Annotated in this window: 20 protein-coding genes; 10 read left to right on the forward strand and 10 right to left on the reverse strand. The window is 75.6% G+C overall.

Annotation, left to right across the window (positions count from 1 at the left end; genetic code table 11):
* Positions 1 to 220 precede the first annotated feature (220 nt).
* Together IE316_RS12720 and IE316_RS12725 are read left to right on the forward strand one after the other, a co-directional pair.
* A complete protein-coding gene (locus tag IE316_RS12720; protein WP_190204638.1) occupies positions 221 to 1,420 on the forward strand; it encodes a cytochrome P450 in 1,200 nt (399 codons plus the stop codon).
* A gap of 12 nt (positions 1,421 to 1,432) precedes the next feature.
* On the forward strand, positions 1,433 to 1,621 hold the full coding sequence (locus IE316_RS12725; protein ID WP_190204368.1) for a ferredoxin: 189 nt from the start codon (positions 1,433 to 1,435) through the stop codon (positions 1,619 to 1,621).
* Between the two features lie 21 nt (positions 1,622 to 1,642).
* Here IE316_RS12725 and IE316_RS12730 read toward each other — a convergent pair whose 3' ends face one another.
* Positions 1,643 to 2,500, reverse strand: coding sequence for a hypothetical protein (locus IE316_RS12730; RefSeq protein WP_190204369.1), 858 nt, complete (start codon positions 2,498 to 2,500; stop codon positions 1,643 to 1,645).
* Between the two features lie 187 nt (positions 2,501 to 2,687).
* On the opposite strand from IE316_RS12730, the gene IE316_RS12735 reads away from it, so the two are divergent.
* Entirely contained in the window at positions 2,688 to 3,656 is a 969-nt protein-coding gene (locus IE316_RS12735) for an aldo/keto reductase (RefSeq protein WP_190204370.1), read from the forward strand.
* 10 nt (positions 3,657 to 3,666) lie between these two features.
* On the opposite strand, the gene IE316_RS12740 is transcribed toward IE316_RS12735, so the two are convergent.
* Together IE316_RS12740 and IE316_RS12745 are read right to left on the reverse strand one after the other, a co-directional pair.
* Complete coding sequence (locus IE316_RS12740) at positions 3,667 to 4,350, reverse strand: DUF4232 domain-containing protein (RefSeq protein WP_190204371.1); 684 nt, start codon at positions 4,348 to 4,350, stop codon at positions 3,667 to 3,669.
* A 110-nt stretch (positions 4,351 to 4,460) separates the two neighbouring features.
* On the reverse strand, positions 4,461 to 6,839 hold the full coding sequence (locus IE316_RS12745) for a SpoIIE family protein phosphatase (RefSeq protein ID WP_190204372.1): 2,379 nt from the start codon (positions 6,837 to 6,839) through the stop codon (positions 4,461 to 4,463).
* 258 nt (positions 6,840 to 7,097) lie between these two features.
* On the opposite strand from IE316_RS12745, the gene IE316_RS12750 reads away from it, so the two are divergent.
* The 5 genes from IE316_RS12750 (at position 7,098) to IE316_RS12770 (ending at position 15,133) form a co-directional block, all read left to right on the forward strand.
* Complete coding sequence (locus IE316_RS12750) at positions 7,098 to 10,187, forward strand: glycoside hydrolase family 2 TIM barrel-domain containing protein (protein WP_190204373.1); 3,090 nt, start codon at positions 7,098 to 7,100, stop codon at positions 10,185 to 10,187.
* Positions 10,188 to 10,340: 153 nt separating this feature from the next.
* The gene (locus IE316_RS12755; protein ID WP_190204374.1) at positions 10,341 to 12,584 is read left to right on the forward strand and encodes a glycoside hydrolase family 9 protein; all 2,244 of its coding nucleotides are present in this window, start codon (positions 10,341 to 10,343) and stop codon (positions 12,582 to 12,584) included.
* 94 nt (positions 12,585 to 12,678) lie between these two features.
* On the forward strand, positions 12,679 to 12,924 hold the full coding sequence (locus IE316_RS12760) for a hypothetical protein (protein ID WP_190204375.1): 246 nt from the start codon (positions 12,679 to 12,681) through the stop codon (positions 12,922 to 12,924).
* 3 nt (positions 12,925 to 12,927) lie between these two features.
* On the forward strand, positions 12,928 to 13,305 hold the full coding sequence (locus tag IE316_RS12765) for a toxin Doc (protein WP_190204376.1): 378 nt from the start codon (positions 12,928 to 12,930) through the stop codon (positions 13,303 to 13,305).
* 220 nt (positions 13,306 to 13,525) lie between these two features.
* A complete protein-coding gene (locus tag IE316_RS12770) occupies positions 13,526 to 15,133 on the forward strand; it encodes an RICIN domain-containing protein (protein ID WP_190204377.1) in 1,608 nt (535 codons plus the stop codon).
* A 51-nt stretch (positions 15,134 to 15,184) separates the two neighbouring features.
* On the opposite strand, the gene IE316_RS12775 is transcribed toward IE316_RS12770, so the two are convergent.
* From IE316_RS12775 to IE316_RS12800, 6 genes are all read right to left on the reverse strand, one after another.
* Positions 15,185 to 16,354 carry a lactate 2-monooxygenase gene (locus IE316_RS12775; protein ID WP_190204378.1) on the reverse strand — a complete coding sequence of 390 codons (1,170 nt, stop codon included), beginning with the start codon at positions 16,352 to 16,354 and terminating at the stop codon, positions 15,185 to 15,187.
* Positions 16,355 to 16,679: 325 nt separating this feature from the next.
* A complete protein-coding gene (locus tag IE316_RS12780) occupies positions 16,680 to 16,883 on the reverse strand; it encodes a CDGSH iron-sulfur domain-containing protein (protein WP_190204379.1) in 204 nt (67 codons plus the stop codon).
* Positions 16,864 to 17,517 (reverse strand): HemK2/MTQ2 family protein methyltransferase, encoded by a 654-nt coding sequence (locus IE316_RS12785; protein ID WP_229910362.1) that lies wholly within the window; start codon positions 17,515 to 17,517, stop codon positions 16,864 to 16,866. Before IE316_RS12785 ends, IE316_RS12780 begins: the two co-directional genes overlap by 20 nt.
* Positions 17,518 to 17,538: 21 nt before the next feature.
* Positions 17,539 to 18,552 (reverse strand): iron-containing redox enzyme family protein, encoded by a 1,014-nt coding sequence (locus IE316_RS12790; RefSeq protein ID WP_190204380.1) that lies wholly within the window; start codon positions 18,550 to 18,552, stop codon positions 17,539 to 17,541.
* An 86-nt stretch (positions 18,553 to 18,638) separates the two neighbouring features.
* Complete coding sequence (locus IE316_RS12795; RefSeq protein ID WP_229910363.1) at positions 18,639 to 18,839, reverse strand: hypothetical protein; 201 nt, start codon at positions 18,837 to 18,839, stop codon at positions 18,639 to 18,641.
* Between the two features lie 113 nt (positions 18,840 to 18,952).
* Entirely contained in the window at positions 18,953 to 19,963 is a 1,011-nt protein-coding gene (locus IE316_RS12800; RefSeq protein ID WP_190204382.1) for a Ppx/GppA family phosphatase, read from the reverse strand.
* 143 nt (positions 19,964 to 20,106) lie between these two features.
* Here IE316_RS12800 and IE316_RS12805 point away from each other — a divergent pair, with 143 nt between their 5' ends.
* Positions 20,107 to 21,270 (forward strand): S1 family peptidase, encoded by a 1,164-nt coding sequence (locus IE316_RS12805; protein ID WP_190204383.1) that lies wholly within the window; start codon positions 20,107 to 20,109, stop codon positions 21,268 to 21,270.
* Between the two features lie 18 nt (positions 21,271 to 21,288).
* Here IE316_RS12805 and IE316_RS12810 read toward each other — a convergent pair whose 3' ends face one another.
* Complete coding sequence (locus tag IE316_RS12810) at positions 21,289 to 23,442, reverse strand: SpoIIE family protein phosphatase (protein WP_229910364.1); 2,154 nt, start codon at positions 23,440 to 23,442, stop codon at positions 21,289 to 21,291.
* A gap of 157 nt (positions 23,443 to 23,599) precedes the next feature.
* Between IE316_RS12810 and IE316_RS12815 the strand changes: the two genes are divergently transcribed.
* Positions 23,600 to 26,056: a SpoIIE family protein phosphatase gene (locus IE316_RS12815; protein ID WP_229910365.1), complete on the forward strand. Its 2,457-nt coding sequence runs from the start codon at positions 23,600 to 23,602 to the stop codon at positions 26,054 to 26,056.
* The last annotated feature ends 84 nt before the right edge of the window (positions 26,057 to 26,140 follow it).

A 26,140-nucleotide genomic window follows, 5' to 3' on the forward strand; every position in this document is an offset into this window, starting at 1 on the left:
CGGCGGACCGGTGCCGCCGCCGGACGGCCCGATCACGCCAGTCCCGCCCCCCGGCCACCGTGCCCCGCGCCCGTGAGCTGGTCCGTCCCGGTCCGCGGAGCGTCGAACTCCGGCCACTTCGCCACCGGCGGCGATCTGGCCGAACTTCACGTCGCCACCTAGATGCCCTGGGCATCTAATGAAGATCGGCACGACGCACTTCTTCGTCTGCGAGGTCTTCATGACGGACACGACCACCACCGTCGCCTTCCCCCAGGACCGGACCTGTCCCTACCACCCGCCCACCGGCTACGACCCGCTGCGCGCCGCCCGGCCGCTGGCCCGCGTCACCCTCTACGACGGCCGCCGGGCCTGGCTGGTCACCGGCCACTCGGCCGCCCGCCGCCTCCTCGCCGACCAGCGGCTGTCCACCGACCGCACCCGCGACGGCTTCCCCGTCACCGCGCCCCGCCTCGTGGTACCGCCGGACCGCCGCGGCGCCGCCCTGCTCGGCGTCGACGACCCCGAGCACCGGACCCAGCGCCGGATGGTGCTGCCCGAGTTCACCCTCAAGCGGGCCGTCGCGCTGCGCCCCGAGATCCAGCGGATCGTGGACGAACACCTCGACGCCATGATCGCCCAGGGGCCGCCCGCCGACCTGGTGAGCGCCTTCGCGCTGCCCGTCCCCTCGATGGTGATCTGCGCCCTGCTCGGCGTCCCCTACGCCGACCACGAGTTCTTCCAGGAGCAGTCCCGCACGCTGCTGCGCGGCCCGGCCGCCGCCGACGTGTACCGGGCCCGCGACCGGCTGGAGGAGTACCTCGGCGGGCTCATCGACCGCAAGGTCGACGAACCCGGTACGGGACTCCTCGACGAACTGGTGCGCGGCCCCCTCGCCGAGGGCGCGACCGACCGCGCCGAACTGGTCTCGCTGGCGCTGATCCTGCTGGTCGCGGGCCACGAGACCACCGCCAACATGATCTCGCTGGGCACCTACACCCTGCTGCGGCACCCCGACCGGCTGGCCGAGCTCCGCGCCGACCCCGGTCTGCTGCCCGAAGCGGTGGAGGAGCTGATGCGGACCCTGTCCATCGCCGACGGGCTGCTGCGGCTGGCCACCGAGGACATCGAGATCGACGGGCAGACCATCCGGGCCGGCGAGGGCGTCGTCTTCGCCACCTCCGTGATCAACCGCGACGCGGCCGTCTACCCCGAACCCGACACCCTGGACTTCCACCGCCCCGCCCGCCACCACGTCGCGTTCGGCTTCGGCATCCACCAGTGCCTCGGCCAGAACCTGGCCCGCGCCGAGATGGAGATCGCCCTCGGCACCCTCATCGCCCGGCTGCCGGGGCTGCGCCTGGCCGCACCGGCCGAGGAGATCCCCTTCAAACCCGGCGACACGATCCAGGGGATGCTGGAACTCCCGGTGGCCTGGTAGGAGGCTCCGCACATGCGTATCGACATCGACAAGGACGCCTGCATCGGCGCCGGCCAGTGCGCCCTGACCGCCCCCGACGTGTTCACCCAGGACGACGACGGCTACAGCACCCTCCTGCCGGGCCGCGAGGACGGCGCCGGCAGCCCCCTGGTCCGCGAGGCGGCCCGGGCCTGCCCGGTGAGCGCCATCACCGTCTCCTGAAGCGTCGCCCGACGGTGCGTCCTAGCCGCAGCGGACCGTCGGACCCGGCAGCATGCCGCCGGTCACCTCCTGGCCGCGGGGCAGCCAGTAGCCCAGCCTGGAGACGACCGTGGAGCAGGCCGGGCCCAGGGTGACGCGCACCCGGACGGTGGCCGGGCGGCCCGGCCGCAGGCCGGTGAGCGCGCAGTCGAGGGCGTGCCGCAGCCGGGTCCCGGCGGGGCCGCCGCCGGTGACCGGGCTGACGCAGCGGGCGTCGTCGGTGGCCAGCCGCACCCCGGTCCGCTCCTCGCCGATCAGACCGAGCCGGGCGCTGCCGTCGCCGGCCGCGCTGTCCTGGTGGACGGTGTAGGTGAGCGTCGTGCCGGTGCCGGGGCGCAGGGCGGTGCGGTCGACCTCGACGCGATGGGTGGGGGCGGGCCTGGGGGTGCGCAACGTGAGGGAGGCGCGGACCGTGCCCCGCAGGTCGACGCCCTCCGGCGCGGACCGGGCACGCACCTCGGCCGTGATGGTGTACGTCCCCGGGCCCGGGTAGACGGCGTCCGCGCCGGGCAGGGCGCCCGAGGCGACGGTCCGCCCGGCGCGGCGGGCGGTCCAGGTGCCGGAGGTCAGACAGGCGTACCGGGCGGCCGTCCCCGGCACCCGGCAGGTCGCGGGCGCGGACACCGACAGTCCGCGGGGGCCGCCGCCCGCGCAGAGCAGGACCGCGGCCCGCTGCCCGCCCGCCCCGCGAAGGGTTCCGGCCGGGGCGCACAGCGTCGACGCCGCCTCGGCCGCCGGGTCCGGCGCGGGACCCGGCCGGCCCCACGCGGGCGGCACCAGGGCCAGACAGACCAGGGCCGCGCCGGTCAGGATCGGGACGCTTCTGGGACGGCTCGGCACGCTTTCCTCCCGGGACGGCACGACCGGCCGGACGCCGGACGTCTGCGCCGAGCATGCGGCAGCGCCCCGGAGTCCCGGCCGCTCCCACGCCGGGCCGTCACCTGGGGGCAGCAACCCGCCCGCGCCCCGGACGCACCCCGGCACGTACCCTCCCCCTGTCACCCCACCGACCGCAGGAGCAGCGACGATGCAGTACGTGAAGCTCGGCACGACCGGCCTGGACGTGTCCCGGATCTGTCTGGGCTGTATGACCTACGGGGTCCCCGACCGCGGTACGCACGAGTGGACCCTGGACGAGGAGGCGTCCCGGCCGCTGATCCGGCAGGCGCTGGAGGCGGGCGTCACCTTCTTCGACACGGCCAACGTCTACTCCGACGGCACCAGCGAGGAGATCGTCGGCCGGGCCCTGGCCGACTTCGCCCGCCGGGACGAGATCGTCCTCGCCACCAAGGTGCACGGCCGGATGCGGCCCGGCCCCAACGGCGCCGGCCTCTCCCGCAAGGCGATCATGACCGAGATCGACCACAGCCTGCGCCGCCTGGGCACCGACTACGTGGACCTCTACCAGATCCACCGCTTCGACCCGGACACCCCGGTCGAGGAGACGATGGAGGCCCTGCACGACCTGGTGAAGGCCGGCAAGGTGCGCTACCTCGGGGCGAGTTCGATGTACGCCTGGCAGTTCGCCAAGCTGCAGCACGCCGCCGAGCGGCACGGCTGGACCCGGTTCGTGTCCATGCAGAACCACTACAACCTGCTGTACCGCGAGGAGGAGCGCGAGATGCTGCCGCTCTGCGCGGACCAGGGCGTCGGCGTCCTGCCGTGGAGCCCGCTGGCCCGGGGCCGCCTCACCCGGGACTGGGGGACCAGCACCCGGCGCAGCAGCACCGACGCCTTCGGCAGCACCCTCTACCAGGAGGGCGACCGCGCCATCGTGGAGGCCGTCACCCGCATCGCCGGCGAGCGCGGTGTGCCGCGTGCCCAGGTGGCGCTGGCCTGGCTGCTGCACCGGGACACGGTGACCGCGCCGATCGTCGGCGCCGCCCGGCCGGGGCACCTCGACGACGCGGTGGCGGCCGTCGGACTGCGGCTGACCGACAAGGAGATCGAGGAACTGGAGCGGCCCTACACCCCGCGCCCCGTCTCCGGTCACTGAGCCGGCCGGGTCAGGGGCCCTCGCCGGGGGAGAGGACGGTGACCGAGACCGCCGACCGGTCGCCGCCGCTCACCGGTACCTCCCCGGCCGTCCACGCCACCTTCAGGGGGTGTCGTTCGTCGGGCGGGGTGACGAGCAGTGTCGCGGGGTCGGCGGTGCGGGCGCCGCTGATCCCGGGGTCGGCGAAGGACAGCGCGGCCCACGCGCTCGCGCCGGGGACCAGCCGCACCGTCTCCGGTGAGGCGGGGGTGCGCTTCGGGTCGGGGCCGAGCTGCCGCCCGGCGGCGTCGGTGAACGCCAGGCCCGGATAGCCGTACAGGGTGCAGGTGTGCGACGAGATGTTGGTCAGCACCACCGGGAAGTTGCGCTGTCCGGCGCCGGGGTCCATCCGGCCGACCGAGGCGCGCAGCGCGGAGGTGTGGCACCGGCCGTCGGCGCGGGCGGAGGCCGACGCGGACCCGGCCGTGTCGCTGGGGGTCCCGGCCGTGTCACGCGGTGTCCCCGTGCTGTCCGCCGGGGCGGGAGACCGGCCGGTGGCGGGGGAGGTGGTGCGGGTAGGGGCGGCCGGGGAGGGGCGGGTGGCGGTCGTCGCGGTGCCGCCGCCACCGTCGCCGCACGCGGTCAGGGCGGAGAGCAGCGCGATCGCGCTCGCCAGCAGTGCGGTCCGGCGGACGGCCGGGGATGTGTACGCCATGGCTGCCTCACCCTCCTGGGAGTCTCTCGCGCACGGCCTGTCCGTCCGGGTGTCCGCTCCGCCCCCGCCGGAAACCGGCGCACGGGGGCGCACCGGCCCCGCGCACCGGCTCACTCCTCCTCCAGCAGCCCCAGTTCCGCCCAGATCGTCTTGCCCTCGGTGGTGTGCCGGCTGCCCCAGCGCTGGGTGAGCTGGGCGACCAGCAGCAGTCCGCGTCCGCCCTCGTCCCAGGTCTTGGCGCGGCGCAGGTGCGGGGCGGTGTGGTTGGTGTCGGAGACCTCGCAGATCAGCGTGGTCGCGTCGTGGATCAGCCGGAGCCGGATCGGCGGGGCGCCGTACCGGATGGCGTTGGTGACCAGCTCGCTCACCACCAGTTCCACGGTGAACGACGCCTCCAGCAGCGCCCAGGCGGACAACTGGTCCAGGACCTGCTTGCGGATGGGCGCGACCAGCGCCGGGTCGGCGGGGACGTCCCAGGTCGCCACCCGGGACGGGGGCAGCCCGCGGGTGCGGGCCAGCAGCAGCGCCACGTCGTCGGCGGCACCGCCCGGCGGCAGCAGGGTGTGCAGCACCCGGTCGCAGGTCTCCTCCAGGGAACCGGCGGGTCTGGCCAGCGCCTCGCAGAGCAGCCGGTGCCCGGCGTCCACGTCCCGGTCGCGGCTCTCGACCAGTCCGTCGGTGTAGAACGCCAGCACGGTGCCCTCGCCCAGTTCGAACTCGGTCGACTCGAAGGGCAGCCCGCCCAGGCCCAGCGGCGGCCCCGAGGGCAGCGGGACATGGCGGGGCGGCCCGTCCGGCGGGACCAGGACCGGCGGCGGATGGCCGGCCCGGGCCACGGTGCAGCGCCGGGACACCGGGTCGTACACCGCGTACAGGCAGGTGGCGCCGACCTCGCCGGTGCCGTCGCCGCCGGACTCGTCGGACAGCCGCAGCACCAGGTCGTCGAGGTGGGTGAGGAGTTCGTCGGGGGCCAGGTCGATGTCGGCGAGGGTGCGGACGGCGGTGCGCAGCCGGCCCATGGTGGCCGACGCCTGGATGCCGTGGCCGACGACGTCGCCGACGACCATGGCGACCCGCATCCCGGAGAGCGGGATGACGTCGAACCAGTCGCCGCCCACCCCGGAGCGGGCGGCCGGCAGATAGCGGGAGGCGGCCTGCACCGCGGCGGTGGGCGGCAGCGAGCGCGGCAGCAGGCTGCGCTGGAGGGTGAGGGTGGTCTCGCGCTCGCGGGAGTAGCGGCGGGCGTTGTCGATGCAGACGGCGGCGCGGGCGGTGACGTCCTCGGCCAGCAGCACGTCGTCGTGGGTGAACGGCTCGGGCCGCTGGTAGCGGGTGAAGACGGCGACCCCGAGGGTGGTGCCGCGGGCCTGGAGGGGGACGGACAGCGTGGCGTGCACGCCCAGTTCCCGCACCCGCCGGAAGCGGGCCTCGTCCCAGGCCCGGAACCGGTCGGCGTCCTCCCCGGTGGGCATGGCGGCGACGATGGAGCGGCCGGTGGCCAGGGAGTCGGCCTGCGGGGAGCCGACCGGGTAGAGGTCGGTCTGGCCCGGCCGGGCCAGCGCCTCCGGACAGCCCGGGGTGATCGACTGGTGGGCGGCCCGGCGCAGCGTCACCGGCGGCGCGGGCGGCCCGGCGTGCTCGGCGCCGGGCTCCCGGGCGTCGAGCAGGTCGACGCTGACGAAGTCGGCGAGCGCCGGGACGCAGACGTCGGCCAGCTCCTGGGCGGTGCGGGTGACGTCGAGGGTGGTGCCGATGCGCACGCTGGCCTCGTTGACCAGCAGCAGCCGCTCGCGGGCGAGGTGCTGCTCGGTGAAGTCGTGGGCGCTGACGCAGACGCCCCGGATCCGGCCCTCGGGGTCGGTCAGCGGGGCGATCCGGGCCAGCCACGCGTGGGCGCGGATCTCCCCGGCGGCCTTCAGATGGGCGTGCATGTCGTACCCGCGGCCGGTGGTCAGCACGCGCCGCATGTGGTTCTCGAACTCCGCGGTCTGCGGCTCGCCGTCGAGGTCGGTGGGGCGCAGGCCGCGGATGCGCGCGGGCGGCATCTCCATCAGGGCGGCCATGGCGTCGTTGACGCCGTGCAGCCGCAGTCCCTCGTCGTAGATCATCATGGCGCAGGGGGACTGGGTCAGAGCCGCGCGGAACAGCGGGTCGTCGGTCTGGACCGTACCGACCTCCACCGGGGCGGCCGCCAGGTAGAGCGGCGGGCCGTCGGCGGGCAGGCGGCGGTGGGCCTGCACCCAGACCGACAGGACCCGGCCGTCCCGGTGCCGCAGGGCCAGGGTGCCGCCCCAGCGGTCGCCGCCGAAGTCCACGAGCGCGCCCTCGGCGCGGCAGGCCAGCAGACCGGCCACGGGCCGGCCCACGACCTCGGCCGCGGGGTGCCCCAGCAGCCGGCGCGCGCCCTCGTTCCACCTCAGGACCCTGCCGGTGTCGTCGATGACGGCCCGGGCCGTGACGGCATCGTCGAACCGATTGACCGGACTCATCGTCGCCACTCCATCGCGCACACTCACAGTGAACGGTGTGTCACTTGGGGGCCAGCGTAGTGCGTCCCCGGCCTCCCGCGGACCCGAACTCCGCGGTGCGCGGAACCCGGCGGGCGCACGGTATCTCGAACGGGAGCGACGTGCGGGAAAGAAGTGCGCCTCCGCACACTTGACGTCCGCATGTGGCGCGGCGTCAGAATCTGTTTGTTGTCGATTGGTTGTGAGTATTTCTGTTCTAGTCCCTGATGAGGGAGAGTCATGACGGTCACCCGCAGATCGGTTCTGATCACTTCCGCCGCCACCCCGGCGGCGGGGGCGCTGCTGGGCACCCCGGCGGCCTGGGCCGCGGACCCGGAGGGCCAGGTCGCCGGCCGCCGCGTCGTCCCGTTGCGCGACAACTGGCGTTTCCTGCTGGCCGACCCGGTCGGTGCCGAGGAGCCCGACGCGGTCCCCGCCGATCCCGGCCACGACGACACGGACTGGCGCCGGGTCGCCGTCCCGCACGACTGGAGCATCGAGCGGACGCCCACCACCGAGCACGGCACCACCAGCGGAACCGGCTTCCTGCCGGGTGGCCTGGGCTGGTACCGCCTGGCCTTCACGCTGCCGCCCGCGCTCGCGGGCAAGCGGATCTCGGTCGAGTTCGACGGCGTCTACATGGACGCGTTCGTGTACTGCAACGGCACACAGGCCGGTCGTCACCCGTACGGGTACACCGGGTTCGCCGTCGACCTCACCGGCCTGGTGCACACCGACGGGCGTACCGAGAACGTCCTCGCCGTCCGGGTCCGCAACCGGCTGCCCAGCAGCCGCTGGTACTCCGGCAGCGGCATCTACCGCGAGGCCCGCCTGGTCGTCACCGAACCGGTGCACGTGCGGCGCTGGGGCACGTACGTCACCACCCCCGAGGTCACCGACGGGCGGGCCGTCGTCCGGGTGGCGACCACGGTGGTCAACGCCTCCGGCACCGCCCGCGAGGTGGAGATCCGCTCGGCGGTGGTGGACCCCGACGGGCGCACCGTGGCCCGCGCCGCCTCCACCGTCACCGTCGGCGCCGACGAGCGCGCCGAGACCCATGAACTCACCGTCGCCCGGCCGCGCCGCTGGGACTTCGCGGCCCCGCACCGCTACACCCTGCGCACCGAACTGCGCGTCGGCGGCCGGACGGTGGACACGTACACCACCCCGTTCGGCATCCGCACCGTGCGGATCGACCCGGAGGAGGGCTTCTTCCTCAACGGCGCGCACGCCAAGCTCAAGGGCGTCGACCTGCACCACGACCTCGGCGCGCTCGGCGCCGCCGTCAGCGCGGACGCGGTCCGCCGGCAGATGACGATCATGAAGTCGATGGGCGTCAACGCCCTGCGCACCGCGCACAACCCGCCCGCCCCCGAGGTGATCGACGTCTGCGAGGAGCTGGGCATCGTGCTGCTCGTCGAGGCGTTCGACTGCTGGCGCACCGGCAAGAACCGGTACGACTACGGCCGGTTCTTCGACGAGTGGTGCGAGACGGACGCCACCGAGATGGTCCTCGCGGCCCGCAACTCACCCGCCGTGATCATGTGGTCCATCGGCAACGAGATCCCCGACTCCACCTCCACCGCCGGGCTCGCCATGGCCGACCGGATCATCGCCGCGATAAAAGCGGCCGACGACACCCGGCCGCTGGTCATCGGCTCCGACAAGTACCGCAGGCTGCCCGCCAAGGGCTCCGCGGCCGACCTGATGCTGGCCAAGCTGGACGGCCTCGGCCTGAACTACAACACCGCCAAGTCGGTGGACGACCTGCACGCGGCCTACCCCCACCTGTTCCTCTTCGAGTCCGAGTCCTCCTCGGAGACCTCCACGCGCGGCGCGTACCAGGAGCCCGAGCACCTCAACACCGGCGAGAACCACACGCCGGGGAAGCGGGCCACCTCCTCGTACGACAACAACCTCGCGTCCTGGACGATGAGCGGCGAGTACGGCCACAAGAAGGACCGGGACCGCACGTGGTTCACCGGGCAGTTCCTGTGGTCCGGCATCGACTACATCGGGGAGCCGACGCCGTACGACGTCTTCCCGGTCAAGGCGTCCTTCTTCGGCGCGGTCGACACCGCGGGCTTCCCCAAGGACATGTACCACCTCTTCCGCAGCCAGTGGACCGAGGAACCGATGGTCCACCTGGTGCCGATGACCTGGAACCACGCCGAGGGGGACACCGTCGAGGTCTGGGCGTACGCCAATGCCGACACCGTCGAGCTGTTCCTGAACGGACGCTCGCTCGGGGTGCGCCGGTTCGACACCAAGAAGACCGTGGACGGCCGCACCTACCTGGAGACCACCGAGGCCACCGGCGACGACAAGACCTTCACCTCCGGGCCCTACCCGGGCAGTTACACCAGCCCCAACGGCAGCGCCGGCAAGCTCCACCTGACCTGGCGGGTGCCGTTCGAGCCGGGCGAGCTGAAGGCCGTCGCCCGGCGCGGCGGCGAGACGGTCGCCACCGATGTGCTGCGCACCGCGGGCGAGCCGTACGCGGTGCGGCTCACGCCCGACCGGAAGTCCCTCGCCGCCGACGGGCGTGCCCTGGTCTTCGTCACCGCCGAGGTGGTCGACCGGCACGGCGTGGTGGTGCCGGACGCCGGGCACCTGATCTCCTTCGACGTGACCGGCGGCTCGCTGGCCGGGCTCGACAACGGCCGCCAGGAGAGCGCCGAGCGCTACCAGGCCAGCACCCGCACGGCCTTCCACGGCAAGGCCCTCGCCATCGTCCGCTCCGGCACCCGCGCCGGGACGCTGAAGGTGACCGCCCGCGCCGAGGGGCTGCGCACCGGCACGGCCACCGTGCGCGCCGAGCGGGCCGCCGACCGCGCCGGCACGCCCGCCCCGGAGTTCGCCCCGGACCTCCCGGCGCCCGTGGCGTACCCGCACGCGGACGCCAGTTACTCCGGGCGCCCGGACACCCTCCCGGCCGCCGTGCTCGACGGCGACCCGGCGACCGGCTGGTCCAACGGCTTTTACAAGGAGGCCACCGCCCTGCTGCCCGCCTTCGACGGGGCCCGCCCCGAGGACTGGCTCTCGGTGGACTACGGCCGGACCCGCCGCTTCGACCGGATCGAGGTCTCCTTCACCACCGACGCCGGCCACACCCTGCCCGCCGCGGTACGGGTCGAGGTGTTCACCGGCCGGGGCTGGCGGCCGGCCGAGGGCGTGCGCACCGACTGGGCCACCGCCTCCGACGAACCCACGGTCGTCCGCTTCGACGCGGTGCGCGGCTCCCGCGTCCGGCTCACCCTGACCAGCCGGTACCCCGGCGAGGCCCGGGGCGCGATCCGCGTCAGCCGCCTGGCGGCGCCGGCCGCCTGACGCACGGGTGACGGTCCGGACGGGAAAACCAGTTCCGTCCGGACCGTTGACTCGCTGTCATGACTGCAACAACCATGTCCTGCGTCCCCTTTGGGAGCGCTCCCATTTCCCTTTCGGCGAGCGACACCCGCCCCTCCTCCGAGGAGCCCAGACGTGAAAAGACGCAGGACCGCGCTGCTCTCCCTGACCGCGCTGCTGGCGACGGCGCTCACCGCGCTGCCCGCCGCACCGGCCGGGGCCGAGGAGACGGAGCAGGTCAAGAACGGCACCTTCGACAACGGCACCGAGTCCTGGTGGTCGTCGAGCAACGTCACCGCCGGCGTCGAGGACGGCCGGCTCTGCGCCGATGTGCCCGGCGGCACCACCAACCGCTGGGACGCGGCGGTCGGCCAGAACGACATCCCGCTCGTCGCGGGGGAGACGTACCGCTTCTCCTTCCAGGCGAACGGCACGCCCGCCGACCATGTGGTCCGGGCCGTGGTCGGCCTGTCGGTGTCGCCGTACGACACGTACTACGAGGTGAGTCCGCAGCTCAGCGTCTCCGGCAACAGCTACTCCTACACCTTCACCGCGCCCGTCGACACCGCCCAGGGGCAGGTCGCCTTCCAGGTCGGCGGCAGCGCCGAGCCCTGGCGGTTCTGCGTGGACGACGTCTCGCTGCTCGGCGGGGTGCCGCCGGAGCAGTACGAGCCCGACACCGGGCCCCGGGTCCGCGTCAACCAGGTCGCCTACCTGCCGTCCGGGCCGAAGAACGCCACCCTGGTCACCGACGCCACCACCGCCCTGCCCTGGCAGCTCAAGAACGCCGGCGGCACCGTGGTCGCCCGCGGCACCAGCGTGCCGCGCGGCGTGGACGCCTCCTCCGGGCAGAACGTCCACTCCATCGACTTCGGCCGCTACAAGCAGCGCGGCGAGGGCTACACCCTGGTCGCCGACGGCGAGACCAGCCGGCCCTTCGACATCGGCACGGCCGCCTACGACAAGCTGCGCGCCGACGCCGCGAAGTACTACTACACCCAGCGCAGCGGCATCGCCATCCGCGAGGACCTGCGCCCCGGCTACGCCCGCCCGGCCGGGCACCTGGGCGTCGCGCCCAACCAGGGCGACACCGACGTGCCCTGCCAGCCCGGCGTCTGCGACTACCGGCTGAACGCCGCCGGCGGCTGGTACGACGCCGGCGACCACGGCAAGTACGTCGTCAACGGCGGCATCTCCGTGTGGGAGCTGCTGAGCACCTACGAACGCGCCCTGCACGCCCGCACCGGCACCCCCGCCGCCTTCCGCGACGGCACGCTCGCCATACCCGAGAGCGGCAACAAGGTGCCCGACCTGCTCGACGAGGTGCGCTGGGAACTGGAGTTCCTGCTGAAGATGCAGGTGCCCGCCGGGCAGCCGCTGGCCGGCATGGCCCACCACAAGCTGCACGACGAGAACTGGACCGGGCTGCCGCTGCTGCCCAGCGACGACCCGCAGAAGCGCGAACTGCACCCGCCGACCACCGCCGCCACCCTCAACCTGGCCGCCGCCGCGGCCCAGGCGGCCCGGCTCTACAAGCCCTACGACCGGGCGTTCGCCGCGCGGGCCCTGGCCGCCGCGCGCACCGCCTGGGCGGCGGCGCTCGCCCACCCCGACGTCTACGCCGACGAGAACGACGGCGTCGGCGGCGGCGCCTACCCCGACCGGGACCTTGAGGACGAATTCTACTGGGCCGCCGCCGAGCTGTACCTGACCACCGGTGAGAAGGGCTTCCGCGACCAGGTGCTGGCCTCCCCGGTGCACACCGCCGACATCTTCGGCCCGACCGGCTTCGACTGGGGCCGCACCGCCGCCGCGGCCCGCCTCGACCTCGCCACCGTGCCCAGCAGGCTGCCCGGCCGCGACCAGGTGCGCCGCTCCGTCGTCCGGGGCGCCGACCGCTACCTGGCCACCCTCAAGGACCACCCGTACGGGATGCCGTACGCCCCCGCGAACAACGTCTACGACTGGGGGTCCAGCCACCAGGTCCTCAACAACGCGGTCGTCCTCGCCACCGCCTACGACATCACCGGCGGCGCCAAGTACCGTGACGGAGCCGTCCAGAGCATGGACTACGTCCTGGGCCGCAACGCCCTGAACATCTCCTACGTCACCGGCTACGGCGAGGTCAACGCCCACAACCAGCACAGCCGCTGGTACGCCCACCAGCTCGAACCCTCGCTGCCCAACCCGCCGGCCGGCACCCTGTCCGGCGGACCGAACTCCAGCATCCAGGACCCCGTCGCGCAGGCGAAGCTCCAGGGCTGCGTCGGGCAGTTCTGCTACATCGACGACATCCAGTCCTGGTCGACCAACGAGACGGCCATCAACTGGAACGCGGCCCTGGCCCGGATGGCCGCCTTCGTCGCCGACCAGGGCTGACCCCCCTTCCGGCCACGCCTCCCCGGTACCCCTCGGTAACCGACCTGACCTGCGGCTATTTACGGGTCAGTACCCGAGCGGTACCGTGGGAGGCATGCCAGCCCTGAACGTGGAGTTCAGCGACCGCGAACTCGACGACCTGCGCCAGATCGCCAAGGAACGCGGTACGTCGATGAAGGCCCTGGTCCGGCAGGCCGCCGCCGCCGACATCGCGCGGCACCGGGCGCTGCAGGAGGGCGCCGAGGCGTTCCGCCGCTTCTTCCAGGACCACGCCGGGGAGTTCGCCGCGGCCTTCCCCGACGACGAGCCGCCCGCCCCGGACGAGGGCCGGGCCGCCTGACCCATGGCGGCGGTCATCCACATCGACGTGCCCTGGCTGCTCCAGCGCTACGAGGACGTGCTGCCCGGCCGGCCCGCGGTCGGCGACCTCTCCGCGCTGGTCGCCGCCGTCGCCCGGCACCGCGTCGACCCGCCCCGCCCCGGCGTGGCCGCCGACCCCGCCTGGCGGGCCGCCGCCCTGCTGCACACCCTCGCCGTGCTCAAGCCGCTGCCGTCGGCCAACGCCCGGTTCGCCTGCGCGACCGCCGTCGCCTACCTGTCCGTCTGCGGCGCCGCCGTCGACCCGCCGCGCGGCGCGCTGGCCGGGCTCGCCCGCGACCTGATGTCCGGCGCGGCCGACGTCTACCGGGCGGCCGACCGGCTGCGGTCCTGGCAGATCTGACACCGGGTCGGCGGGCGCCGCCGCAACGGCCGGTGTCAGACGTTCCGTCAGTAGGCGGATGTCTTCGAGAACGCTTGTTGACCATCCGCGGTTCGTGCCAGAGTGATGCCCCCGCGCGGGGGGTGGCGGCCGGGTGTCGCACGCGCCTTGAGGAACCGGGTCCGCTTCCCGGGCGGCCAGCGATCCCGACTGCCGTGCGCGTGGGAAGGAACCCGACCCAGTGCCCACCCCCCACCCCCCTCGTCCGCTCGACCCCCCGCCCGGCGGGGACCCCGGGGAGTCCGACGATTCCCTGGCCGGCCGGCTCCGCGGCCACCCGGAGAGCGAGGCCGCCCACGCCGTGGCGCTGCTCACCGCGCGGCACTGGCGGCCGGCCCACGACTACGCGGCCGTCTGCCTGGCCACCGCCTCCGAGACCGCCGCGATGGTCACCGCCGCCGCCTTCCGCCGGGTGCTGGACCGGCTCGCCGAGGGCGAACCGGCCGCCGCCCTGCGGCCCCGGCTGCTGGTCGCCGTCCGCGACACGGTCCGGCAGTGGGCCGCCGACGAGCGGATCACCGGCGCCCTGCCGCAGTTGCTCCGGCCCGCGGGCGGACGCGGGATGCGCGCGGCCGGGTCCCTGATACCCGACAACCGCGCGCTGGCCGCCCGCGCCTTCGCCGCGCTGCCCGGCCCCGCCCGCTGCCTGCTCTGGCACACCGAGGTCGAGGCCGAACCCCTCCACGTCCCCGCCGAGCTGCTCGGCCTGGACCCCGAGACCGCCGCCGCGACCCTCGCCCAGGCCCGGGAGACGTTCCGCGAGGGCTGCGTCCACGCCCATCTGCACCTCGCGCCCGGCGGCGACTGCCGCTTCTACAACCGGCTCCTCGACGTCCAGATCCGCCGGGGCGGCCCCCTGCTCCCCGATGTCCAGGACCACCTGGCGCACTGCCGGCACTGCCGGAACGCGGCCGAGCAGCTCGGCCACTTCGGCGGCGGGCTCGGCACCCTGCTCGCCGAGGCCGTGCTCGGCTGGGGCGCCCGCCGCTACCTCGACTCCCGGCCCGGCCGCGCCGCCCGCCCCGGCGCCGCCCGGCACCGGGGCGGGCGCCCCGGCCTGCTGGCCCGCGTCCCGGTCCCCGCCCGGCGTGCCCCCGGCGGGGCGCGCTCGGCCCGCTCGGTGCTCCGCGGGGTCGGCGCCGCCTCGGCGGGCGTGCTGGTGACCGCCCTGGTCATCGGCGTCTGGTCCTACGACGGGGGCCGCGCCGACCCCACCGCCTCCACCGGCGCCGCCGACCGCGCCGGTGGCTCGCCGGGGGCCGCCGCGCCGGCCCCGACCGGACCGGCCGGACTGCCCGCCGCGCCGGGGCAGACCCGGGTGCGCAACGCCGCCGCCGGGCTCTGCCTGGACGTGCGGGGCGCGCCCCGGGCCGGGGCGGGGGCGAGGCTGGCGGGGTGCTCGGCGGAGCTCACCCAGCAGTGGATCCGGGAGGACGACGGGCTGCTGCGGTCGGTGGCCGACCCCGGGCTCTGCCTGGACTCCCGGGCCGACGCCGGGGTCGTCGTGCTGGGCACCTGCGCGGGGGAGGGCACCGGCCGGGGCGCCGACGTGCGGTACGCGCTGACCGCCCGGGAGGAACTCGTGCCCCGCTGGGACCCGCGGCTCGCCCTCGCCCCGGCCACCGGCGACCCGGACGCCGACGTGGTGGTCCGGGTGCGGGACGGCTCGGCCGCCCAGCGCTGGACCACCGATCCGGCGCCGGCGGCCTCCGGTTCGCTGTCGATGGCGGGCACCGGGACGCGGGCCGCGCGGCCCGTGCGCCGGGCGGGCGCGGGGCACCCGGGCTGACCCGCGCGGGCGGTGCCGCCCGCCGACCGGTACCGGCCGCCCGGCCCGGGGTCAGGCCCCGTCCGTCACGAGGTCGGCGGGCCCCGGGGTCGACGGGCCGGTGTGCCCGGACAGGGCGAGGGTCAGGTCGAGTTCGGCCAGCAGGCACCGTACGACGTGCTCGACGCCCGCCTGTCCGTCCAGGCCCAGCCCGTAGACGTACGGCCGCCCGAGCAGCACCGCGCGGGCGCCCAGCGCCAGGGCCTTGAACACGTCGTCGCCGGTGCGGATCCCGCTGTCGAACAGGACGGTGAGCCGGTCGCCGACCGCCTCGGCGACCCGGGGCAGCGCGTCGGCGGCGGCGACCGCGCCGGCCACCTGCCGGCCGCCGTGGTTGGACACCACCACCCCGTCCATCCCGGCGTCCGCGGCGAGCCGGGCGTCGTCCGGGTGCAGGATGCCCTTCAGCACGATCGGGCCGTCCCAGTTCTCCCGCAGGAACGCCAGGTCCGGCCAGCTCTTGCCGGGGTCGGAGAACATGCCCACGAAGTGCATCACCGCGGCGTCGAGGTCCTCGTGCACCGGCTTGGCGAGCCCGGCCCGGAACGCCGGGTCGGAGAAGTAGTTGGCGGTGCCCACCCCGCGCAGGAACGGCAGGTACGCCTGGTCCAGGTCGCGCGGGCGCCAGGACAGCAGCGGGGTGTCCAGCGTGACGAACAGCGCCGTGAACCCGGCCGCCTCGGCCCGCCGCAGGAAGCTGCGGGCCACCTCCCGGTCCTTGGGCCAGTAGAGCTGGAACCAGCGCTCGGCGTCGCCCATCGCCTCCGCCACCCGCTCCATCGGCGTGCTGGACGCCGACGACAGCACGAACGGCACGCCCTGCGCGGCGGCGGCCCGCGCGGCGGCCGGCTCGGCCTCCGGGTGCATGATCGACAGCACCCCGACCGGCGCCAGCGCCACCGGCGCGGGCAGCGACCGGCCCAGCACGTCCACCGACAGGTCCCGCTCGCGCACGTCCCGCAGCATCCGGGGCACGATCCGGTGCCGGGCGAGGGCCGCCCGGTTGGCGCGGGCGGTGCTGCCGTCGCCCGCGCTGCCCGCCACGTAGCCGACGGGGCCGGGGCCGAGGCGCCGCTCGGTGAGCGCCTCCAGGGCGGTCAGGTCGGTGGGCAGCCGGGGCACGGCCCCGGTCATGCCGTTCAGGTAGATCTCGTACTGGAAGTCCGCCCAGTGCTTCGCCATCCGCACGTCCGCCTCTCGTCGTCGCGCCGGTGACGATACTCGCCGGTAGGAAGGCGGGGCACGGGGTGGGTTCCGGCCTTTTGCGGAACGTGATGATCACGCCAGTGTGACCCGCGAGCGATCACGAAGGGCCGCGATCCGGCATTGAAACGTTCAAAGTCCGTAACTTCTCGCCACTCTTTCAACACTCAAAGTTACTGAAACGCGCCGGGGCGAGATGAGTTCCGGCGCCGGGATCGGCAGACTCGGGCGCGTCGCTCGTTGCTGGGGAGAACGAGCGCGAAAGGCGGCGGACGGAAGTGGGGCCGTCCGCCGCCCGCGAGGGTCACTCGCGGGACCGGGCGCGGTGGCTGGTGTCGCACCAGGGGTAGCGGCGGCTGCGCCGGCAGGTGCACAGGGCGACCCGGAAGCGGTCGGAGGAGACCGTCGAGCCGTCCTCCAGCTCGATCTCCACCGGGCCCTCCACCAGCATCGGTCCCCGGCGCCGGACGGTGATCCGGCGGGGCTCGTCAGACGGGGCGTTCGGCACGGACGACCACCAGCTCCTCCTCGTTGTCGGTGGCGGACAGCAGCCCCCGGTGGCGCAGCCAGCCCTCCCGGCCGCGCACCACCGGACCGAAGGCGATCCGCTGCCGCCGGGTCACCGCGGCCTTCAGCCCGGCCTCGCGCAGTTGCCCGACGGTCGAGCCGGGGTCGCTCAGCGCCGACTGCACCAGCAGCAGCACACCACCGGGCCGCAGCAGGCCGGGCGCCTGCCGGCAGATCCGGTCGAGCAGCAGCCGGCCGTCGTGGCCCGCGTCCCAGGCCCGCGCCGCGCCGCGCGGACGGCGGCCGCCGTGCGGGGAGGGGACGTAGGGCGGATTGGTCAGGACCAGGTCGAAGGTCTCGCCCAGGACGGGCGTGAACAGGTTGCCGTGCCGGACGCGCAGCGGCAGTCCGGCACGCGCGGCGTTCAGCCGGGCCGTGCACACCGCCCGCCACGACACGTCCACCGCGGTCACCCGGGCTCCGCGCCGCGCGGCCTCCAGGGCCAGCGCACCGGTACCGGTTCCCACGTCCAGGACGGCCGCGGCGACGGGCAGTGCCTCGTCGGCGAGGGCGTCGGCCAGCAGCGCCGTGTCTTCTTGCGGGGCGTACACACCCGGCAGCACCAAGGGGCTCACGCGCCTCGGGTACCCCGGCGATCAGGAAGTATGGGAGATCCCGGAGGGAAGCGGTACGCGCAGCGAGGACCGCCCCGCCCGCCAGTCGGAGAGCAGCCGGGCGGCCAGCCGGTCCTCGACCAGGCCGGTGGCGTCGATGCCCAGCACCACGTCCGGCGCCAGCTCCGGCTCCTCCTCCAGCAGACCGCCGATCACCTCGTGGCGGACCACCTGCTCGTGCACCGCGTCGGCCTCGACGTGCTCGTCGTAGAAGAACTCGGCGGCGGGTCCCGCGCCGGTGCGGCGCATCGCCTCGGCGAGCCGCCGGGAGCCGGGGGAGGAGGTGATCTCGACCGCCGCGAAGTGCCCCACCAGGGCGCCGCGCAGCGAGCGGTGCAGCCCGAACAGGGACATCAGGTTCACCGTGGCCAGCAGCTCCGCGCAGGCCGCGTCCAGATAGCGCCCGTACGCCGTGTCCAGGCCCAGGTCGGTCATCAGGTCGGCGAAGAGCCGGGCGTGCACCCGGTCGGCGCGGCCGCCGCCGTACTCGTCGAACTCCACCGCGGCCATCCCCGCCTTGGCCCGGCCCCAGAGCCGGGGCAGCACCCAGGCGTGCGGGTCGGCCTCCTTCAGGTGGTACAGCGAACGCTGGGCGGCGTACTCGCGCAGGTGCCACAGCTCGCCCTTGTCCCGCAGGAAGTGGCTGACGCCGTTGCCGTCCACGGGCTCCACCAGCAGATCGCCGACCGCCTCGTCGACGCTGTCGTGCACGGGCGTGTCCTCGCGCAGGGCGGCCAGGAAGACGCGCTCCAGCGCCCCCCGGACGCGCAGCAGCTCCGGGTCCCACTCCAGGTCGGGGCAGACCCCGGCGAAGCCCCGGTAGTGCAGCTCGTAGCACTGGTACAGGGCGAGCTGCAGGTCGTCGCCGTACGGGTCGGCGGCGGCCACGGCCTCGGGGGCGGGCAGCGGCCCGGTGCCCCGCAGATGGTCCCGGACGGCCGCGGAGAGGGGGCCCCGGGCGGACGGCAGAGATGGTCCTTCGCGGTCGTACTCCATGGTCCCCCGGGTACCCGGGCGCGATGAACGCACGCCCGTGATCCACGGCACGCCCGGGGCGCCGGGGGCCTCGTCGGCGCCGGGGGTCAGTCGTGGTGGGACTGCTCCTGGGCGCCGGTGTTGGGGGAGGTGGCGTCGCCGGCCTCGCCGCGGTGCCGGCGCTCGCGCGGGTCCTCGGGGTCGCGGGTCTCGGCCTCCTCGACCTCGCGGATGACCTCCTCGATGGCCGTCTGCGGCGGCTTCCGGGCGTGCTCGTCGGGCCGGGCGCCGTTGTCGTTGCCGGACATGGACGTCCCCTCTCTCTCGTTCGTCGGTTCGGTGCTCATGGTGCGTGCCGTGCCGCTGCTCGGCGGGCTCGGCGTGGTGGCGGTAGGGGGCCGGGGTGCCGCTGCCGGCCGGTTCAGCGCGGGCTGCCCGCGACGCGCAGCGGCACCGGTTGCGGGGGGTCCGACTCGTCGCTGCCCCGGATCACCTCCGCCCACCAGGACGGGCCGTCCTCGATGTGGCGCAGCAGGATGCCCTCGCGGATCGCCCAGGGGCAGATGGTCACCGCGTCCAGGCCGGTCAGCTTCATCGCCGTGTGCGCCACCACCGCGCCGGCCAGGCTCTGCGCGGCCCGGGGCGCGGAGATGCCGGGCAGCGCGGCCCGCTCGGCGGCGGGCAGGGCGGCCAGCCGGCCGATCGCGGTCCGCAGGTCGTCGCAGTGCAACCGGCGGTCCACGAACGGGCCGTGGCGTCCCGGCGCGGCCCCGCACAACCTGCCGAGCTGCTGGAAGGTACGGGAGGTGCCCACGGCGGTGCGGGGGCCCTCCCAGCGGATCCGGGCCGCCACGTCCCGGAGCTGGTGGCGGACCCTGCGGCGCAGCGCCTTGACCTGCTCCGGGGGCGGCGGGTCCGCCCCGCCGTCGAAGAACTCGTGGGTGAGCCGTCCCGCGCCCAGCGGCAGCGAGGCCACGAAGTCGGGCAGTCGGCCCCGGCCGAAGGCGACCTCCAGCGAGCCGCCGCCGATGTCCAGCAGCGCCAGCGGACCCGACCGCCAGCCCATCCAGCGCCGGGCGCCCAGGAAGGTCAGCTCGGCCTCCACCTCGCCCGGCAGGGTGCACAGCGGCACGCCGGTGCGGGCCCGGACGGTGTCCAGCACCGCACGCCGGTTGGGGGCGGCCCGTACCACGGCGGTCGCGAAGGCCAGCGGGCCGGCCGCGCCCCAGCGGGCCGCCGTCCGGCTCGCCTCCGCGACTGCCCCGGCCAGTCGTTCGACCGCCTCCTCGGGGATCGGGCCCCCGGGTCTGACCTCCTCGGACAGGCGCAGCCGCCACTTGGCGGTGTGCACCGGCAGCGGGACGCCGCCCTCGGCGTCCGCCACCACCAGCCGTACCGTCTTCGAGCCCACGTCCACCACGCTGATCCGCATGCAGGCGCAGGTACCCACTCAGCCCGGGGGCAACGCCCCGGGCCGCTCGGATGCGCCCGGAGCGAGGACGGTCTGAACGGCGGCGCCGGGCGGCGCGTACCACCTGCCGTCCAGGCGCCCCGTTTCCCAGGAGGTCGAGAAGGTTGAGTCACCAGCGCATCCTGAAGCGCAGGGCCGTGATGGCGGCGGGCGGCGTCATGGCGCTCGGCGCGGCGGCCGTCCTGCTGCCGCACGCCAGTGCCTCGCCGGACGGTTCGGCGCGGGACGCCGCGCCCCGCACCCTGCGGGCGGCCGACGCCTCGGACCTCGCCGCCCGGCTCGCCGCCACGCTCGGCGACTCCTTCGCCGGCTCCTACTACGACGCCGGTGAGCGCCGGCTCGTCGTCAACGTCGTGGCGGACGGCGGCGGCGAGGCGGTCGCGGCGGCCCAGCGGGCGGGCGCGGCCGTCCGCGAGGTCGGCAACAGCGTCCCCGAACTGACCGCGGGCGCCCGCACCCTGAGCTCCCGGGCCGCCGTCCCGGGCACCGCCTGGGCGATCGACCCCCGCACCAACCGGCTCGTCGTCACCGCCGACAGCACCGTCACCGGCCGGGACTGGGACCAACTGGAGTCCACCGTCCGGGAACTCGGCTCCGGCATGGCGACCCTGAGGAAGTCCGCCAGCACCTTCACGACGTTCGCCTCGGGCGGTGACGCGATCTTCGGCGGCGGCGCCCGCTGTTCGCTCGGCTTCAACGTCACCGCCGCCGACGGCTCGCCCGCCTTCCTCACCGCCGGGCACTGCGGGGTCGCCGCCGCCCAGTGGTCCGACGCGCAGGACGGGGCGCCGGTCGCCACCGTCGACCGGGCGGTCTTCCCCGGCGCGGGTGACTTCTCCCTCGTCCGGTACGACGACCCGGCCACCGAGGCGCCGAGCGAGGTGAACGCCGGCGGCCGGAGCGTCCCGATCGCCGCGGCCGCCGAGGCGACCGTCGGCCAGCGCGTCCTGAGGACGGGCAGCACCACCGGGACGGCCGACGGCCAGGTCCTGGGCCTGGACGCCACGGTGAACTACCCCGAGGGCACGGTCACCGGCCTCGTCCAGACCGACGTGTGCGCCGAACCCGGGGACAGCGGCGGCCCGTTGTTCACCGAGGACGGCCTCGCGCTCGGACTCACCTCCGGCGGCAGCGGCGACTGCACGGTGGGCGGCGAGACCTTCTTCCAGCCGGTCACCACGGCGCTGGAGGCGGTGGGGGCGACGCTGGGCGACGCGACCGGGGCCGGGGAGGGGGACGGCGACTCCACCGCCGTACCGGCGTACTGACCGCCGTACCGCCGCGGCTCACTCCCTCCGCGTCCGCAGCAGCAGCAGCGCGATGTCGTCGGGGCGTTCCTCCGCGTCCGCCTCGTCCCGTACCAGGCGGTCGGCCAGTTCCGGCAGGGGCAGGTCGCCCGCCTCGGTGAGCCGGTCGCCGAGTTCGGCCAGGGAGTCGTCGAAGTCGGTGCCCGGGGACTCCACCAGGCCGTCGGTGTAGAGGACGAGCAGGGCGCCGGGGGCGAGGTCCAGCTCCGTGCACGGATAGCGGGCCGCGCCGTCGATGCCCAGCAGCGGGCCCCCGGCCACGTCGGGCACCCGGACCCGGCCGTCGGGCCCGCGCAGCAGCGGCGGCGGGTGCCCGGCGCGGGCCAGCACCGCCCGTCCCCGCCCCGGGTCGAGGCGCAGGTACAGACAGCTCACGAACAGCTCGGTGCCCAGGTCGATCAGCAGCCGGTTGGTGCTGCGCATGACCTCCTCGGGTTCCTGGCCGAGCGCCGTGCAGGCGCGGACGGCGGTGCGGACCTGGCCCATCAGCCCGGCCGCCGTCACGTTGTGCCCCTGGACGTCCCCGATGACGGCCGCCGCGGTGCCCCCGGCCGGCACCAGGTCGTAGAAGTCGCCGCCGATGTCCATGCCCCGGGTGGCCGGCAGATAGCGGGCCGCCGCCTCGATGCCGGGCACCACCGGCAGCGAACGCGGCAGCAGCGCCTCCTGGAGCCCGTGCGCCAGCCGCTGCTTGGCGTCGTACAGCAGGGCCCGGTCCAGGGCCTGCGCGACCAGCCCGGCCATGCTGATCAGCACCGCCCGCTCGTCGGTGGTGAAGCGGTGCGGCGCGTCGTAGGCGAGGACGCAGGTGCCCACCGGCCGTCCCGAGGCGATCAGCGGCAGGAACGCCCAGGCCGCGAAGCCGTCCGGCGAGGAGCGCCGCGTCGGGTACAGGCGCCGCAGCTCCTCCCAGGACTCGAAGAACCCGGGCACACCGGTCCGCAGCACCTGCGCGCCGGGCGTCGGCTCGGTCAGCGGCATCCCGTCGAAGCCCTCCACGACCCGCGGCTCCGGATAGCCCCGGTGCCCGATGACGTACATCCGCCCGGCCCGCGAGCCCAGGAGGGCGAAGGCCCGGCTGCCCACGGTCGGCGCGATCTCGTCGGCGATCAGTTGCATCACGTCCCGTACGTCCGCCGCCTCGGCCAGCGCCCCGGTCAGGCTCACCACCTTCGAGACGCTGACCAGCCGGGACGGCGTCTCGGCCGGGGCCGGTGCCGACCGGCCGGGCCGCGACACGCCCCGGGCCCGGCTGATCCGCACGCTCAGCCCGGTCCGGCTCGGGTACAGCCGGAAGGACAGCCACTCGCCGGGCGGCCGCAGCGCCGTGAACGACGTGGTGTGCTGGCTGAGCAGCGCGGCCCGGTAGCGGTCCTCGTAGACGGGGTCGTCCAGCCAGGGCACCGCCGACCACAGCGGGACGCCGATCAGCCGGTCGGCGGGGACGCCGAGCAGCTCGGCCGCCGCCGGGTTGGCGAAGCCGACCCTTCCGTCCAGGTCCAGCGAGCACAGCCCGTACGGCAGCCGGGCCGCCATCCGCGCCGCCTCCACCGCGCCGAGCGTGCCGGCCGCGCCGCCCACCGTCGGGGCGGCCGGCAGATCGGGTTCGGGGCGGACGGGCCGGCCGGCCCCGGCGGCCCGCTCCAGCTTCAGCGCCAGCTCGTGGCAGGCCGCCATCAGCCGCTCCCGCTGCCGGTCGGACAGCTCCGGGGGGTGCGTGCCCGGCCAGGTGAGGAAGACCGCGCCGTACACGGCGCTCTCCGTGGCCACCGGCAGCGCGGCCATCGCGAACGGATAGGGGATGACCACGGCGACCCGCGGATAGCGGCGGGCCATCTCCTCCTCGCCGCCGACCCAGATCAACCGCCGCAGTTGCACCGCGTCGACGACCGGCACCCGGGCGCCGAGCGTGATCCGCTCCCAGGGCGCGGCGAAGGCCCGGGGCAGCCCCGCCATCACCGCCATCTCCAGCACCGGCGGGTCCGCGGCCAGCAGGTACACCGCGCCGGAGTGCGCGTGGAACTCCTCCAGCATCGCGGCCAGCGCCAGCGACAGCACCGGCGGGCCGGCCCGCGACCGGCCGTCCGGTGGCGGGCGCGGCGAGGACGACCGACCGTCGGACACGCCGACCACCTCCTCGCACGGGCGCGCGGGCGGACCCCGGTAATCAAATCTCCCCCCTGGCGGCCGGTCGCGCACGGCGAGCACCGACCCGGCACCCCCGGCGCGGGCCCGCCCCGGACCGTCCGCAGGGGCTGCGCGGGTGTCCGGTACGCGCTGTAATGGCGGCGTGAGCAGTGAGGGTGCGGTGGAACGCGGAACGAGAACCCCGCGCGCCGCGAGCGCCCTGCGGGCCCTCGCGTCCGGTCCGGACGCGGCCGACCGGCTGCGCCGCACCCTCGAACAGGCCCTCGTCTTCGCCGGTGCCGCCTTCGCCGCCGTCTACACCCCCGGCCAGGACGCCGACCTGCTCTGCCTGACCGAGTCCGCCGGGGTGCCCGGCAGCCTGTACGGCGTCCGGGACGTCTACCGCGCGTCCGGTGCTTCCCCGGTCGCCGCCGCCCACCGCGCCCGGCGCCCGGTGTGGCCGGGCCCGGCGGAACCGGGCGGCCGGGCCGCCGCCCGCCGGGCGCGCCCCGGCGGCCGCGCCCTCGCCGCGCTGCCGCTGCCCGGCGGGGGCGGCGGCTGCCTGCTCGCCGTCACCGAACACCCGGACGGCTTCGACGCCGAGGACCGGGCCTGCCTGGAGCTGATCGCCGAGGCCGTCGCCGGCACCGCCCCGGTCCGGGCCGCGGACGGCGGCGACCTGCCGCCGGGGGCGTTCAGCCTCGCCATGGACACCGGCCGGGTCCGGGTCGGCGACGACGTGCTCGCCCTGTTCGGCCTCGGCCCGGACGCCTTCGACGGCAGGGTCGAGACGCTGCTCGGGCTGACCGTGCCCGAGGACCTGCCCGCGCTGATGTCCGTGGTGGAGGCCGACCGCATGTCCCCCGGCGACCGCGAGCTGGAGTTCCGGGTGCTGCGGCCCGGCGGTCCGCCGAGGTGGCTGAAGCTGCGCGGACGGCTGCTGCCCGGCGGCGAGGGCCGGCCCGCCCGCCTGGCCGGCACCGTCGCCGACGCCTCCGCCCTGCGCTCCGACGTCACCGACGTGGCCCGGGTGCAGCGCCTGGCCGCCGCGCTGGCCACCGCCGGCACGGTCCGCGACGTCGGCCGGGCCGTGGTCGCCGCCCTGCGCCGCCCGTTGCGCGCCGACCGGATCGCGCTGGCCGGACTGGAGAACGACCGGCTCGTCGTCACCGTCCTCGACCCGCCCGAACCCGAGGCATGGCCCGAGGTGTGGCGCTCACGGTGGCGCACCGAGTGGCCCGACGCGCCCCTGCGCGACATGCCGGCCCTGGCCGCGGTGCTGCGCGGGGGCCGCCCCCGGATCTGGCCGCCCGGCTCCACCGCCCCCGGACCCGCCCTCGCCGAGGTCGGCCCCGGCGGGCTCGCCGCGCTGCCGCTGCCCGCCGGCGACCGGACCGCCGGGGTCTGTCTGATCGGCTGGGACGCCCCGCACCAGGTCAGCGCCGACGAACGCGCCCTGCTCACCGCCTTCGCCGGACTGGCCGGGCAGGCCCTGACCCGGGCCCACGCCTTCGACGCCGAGCACGAACTGGTCGGCATGCTCCAGCGCCAGCTCCTGCCCCGCCGCCTGCCCCGCCTCCCGGGCGCGGTCGCCGTCGCCCGGTACCTGCCCAGCACGGCCGGGCTGGAGCTGGGCGGCGACTGGTACGACGTGATCCCGCTGCCCGACCACCACGTCGCCCTCGTCATCGGCGACGTCCAGGGCCACAGCGCCGCCGCCGCCACCCTCATGGGGCAGATGCGCACCGCCCTGCGCGCCTACGCCGTCGAGGGCCACCCGCCCGACGTGGTGGTCTCCCGCGCCAACCGGCTCCTCGCCGACCTGGGCGGCGACCTCTTCGCCACCTGTGCCTACGTCGACCTGGGCCTGGAGGAGGGGTCCGCCTGGTGCGTCCGGGCCGGACACCTGCCGCCGGTGCTGCGCCGGCCGGACGGGCACACGGAGATCGCCGAGGCGGAGGGCGGTCCCCCGCTGGGCGTGGCCGCCCAGGCCGAGTTCCCGATGAGCCCGCTGCGCCTGACGCCCGGCACTCTGCTCGCGCTCACCACGGACGGCCTGGTGGAGTCCCCCGGCGCCGACATCGACCAGGGCATGGCCCGCTTCGCGCACGCCCTGGCCGGCGCCGACCCCGCCCGCCTCGGCCCGGTCGCCGACGCGCTGCTCGGCCGGGCCCGCCGCAGCGACGACGTCGCTCTGCTGCTGGTCCGCTACGACGGCATGGCGCTGCGCCCGCTGCGCGAGAGCTGGACGGTGTGGCGGCTCCCCGAGGCGGTGCGGCACGCCCGCCGCTTCACCGGGCGCACCCTGCGCTCCTGGGGCGTGCCGGCCGACGGCGCCGACGCCGTGCTGCTGGTCGTCTCCGAGCTGGTCACCAACGCCCTGGTGCACACCGACGGGTCGGTCCGGCTCGACCTCACCCTGGTCGGCGGCACGCTGCGGATCGCGGTCGCCGACGCCTCGCCGCGGACCCCGGTCAAGCCCACCAGCATCGGCTGGGAGGCCACCGGCGGCCGGGGCATCCTCCTGGTCGAGGCGCTGTCGGCGGCCTGGGGCACCCTGCCGGTCAGCGGCGGCAAGCAGGTGTGGTGCGAGATCGGCGTGGCCGGACCCGGCACCTGAGGGCGGTTCGGCCGGGTCCGTCCCGGAGCACCCGGTTCGTTCCCGCCGCCACGGTGCGGCAACGATCGCGGCCTCGCTGTCGTG

It is taken from the genome of Streptomyces fumanus, from assembly GCF_014655295.1.
In the GTDB taxonomy this organism is placed as follows: Bacteria; Actinomycetota; Actinomycetes; order Streptomycetales; family Streptomycetaceae; genus Streptomyces; species Streptomyces fumanus.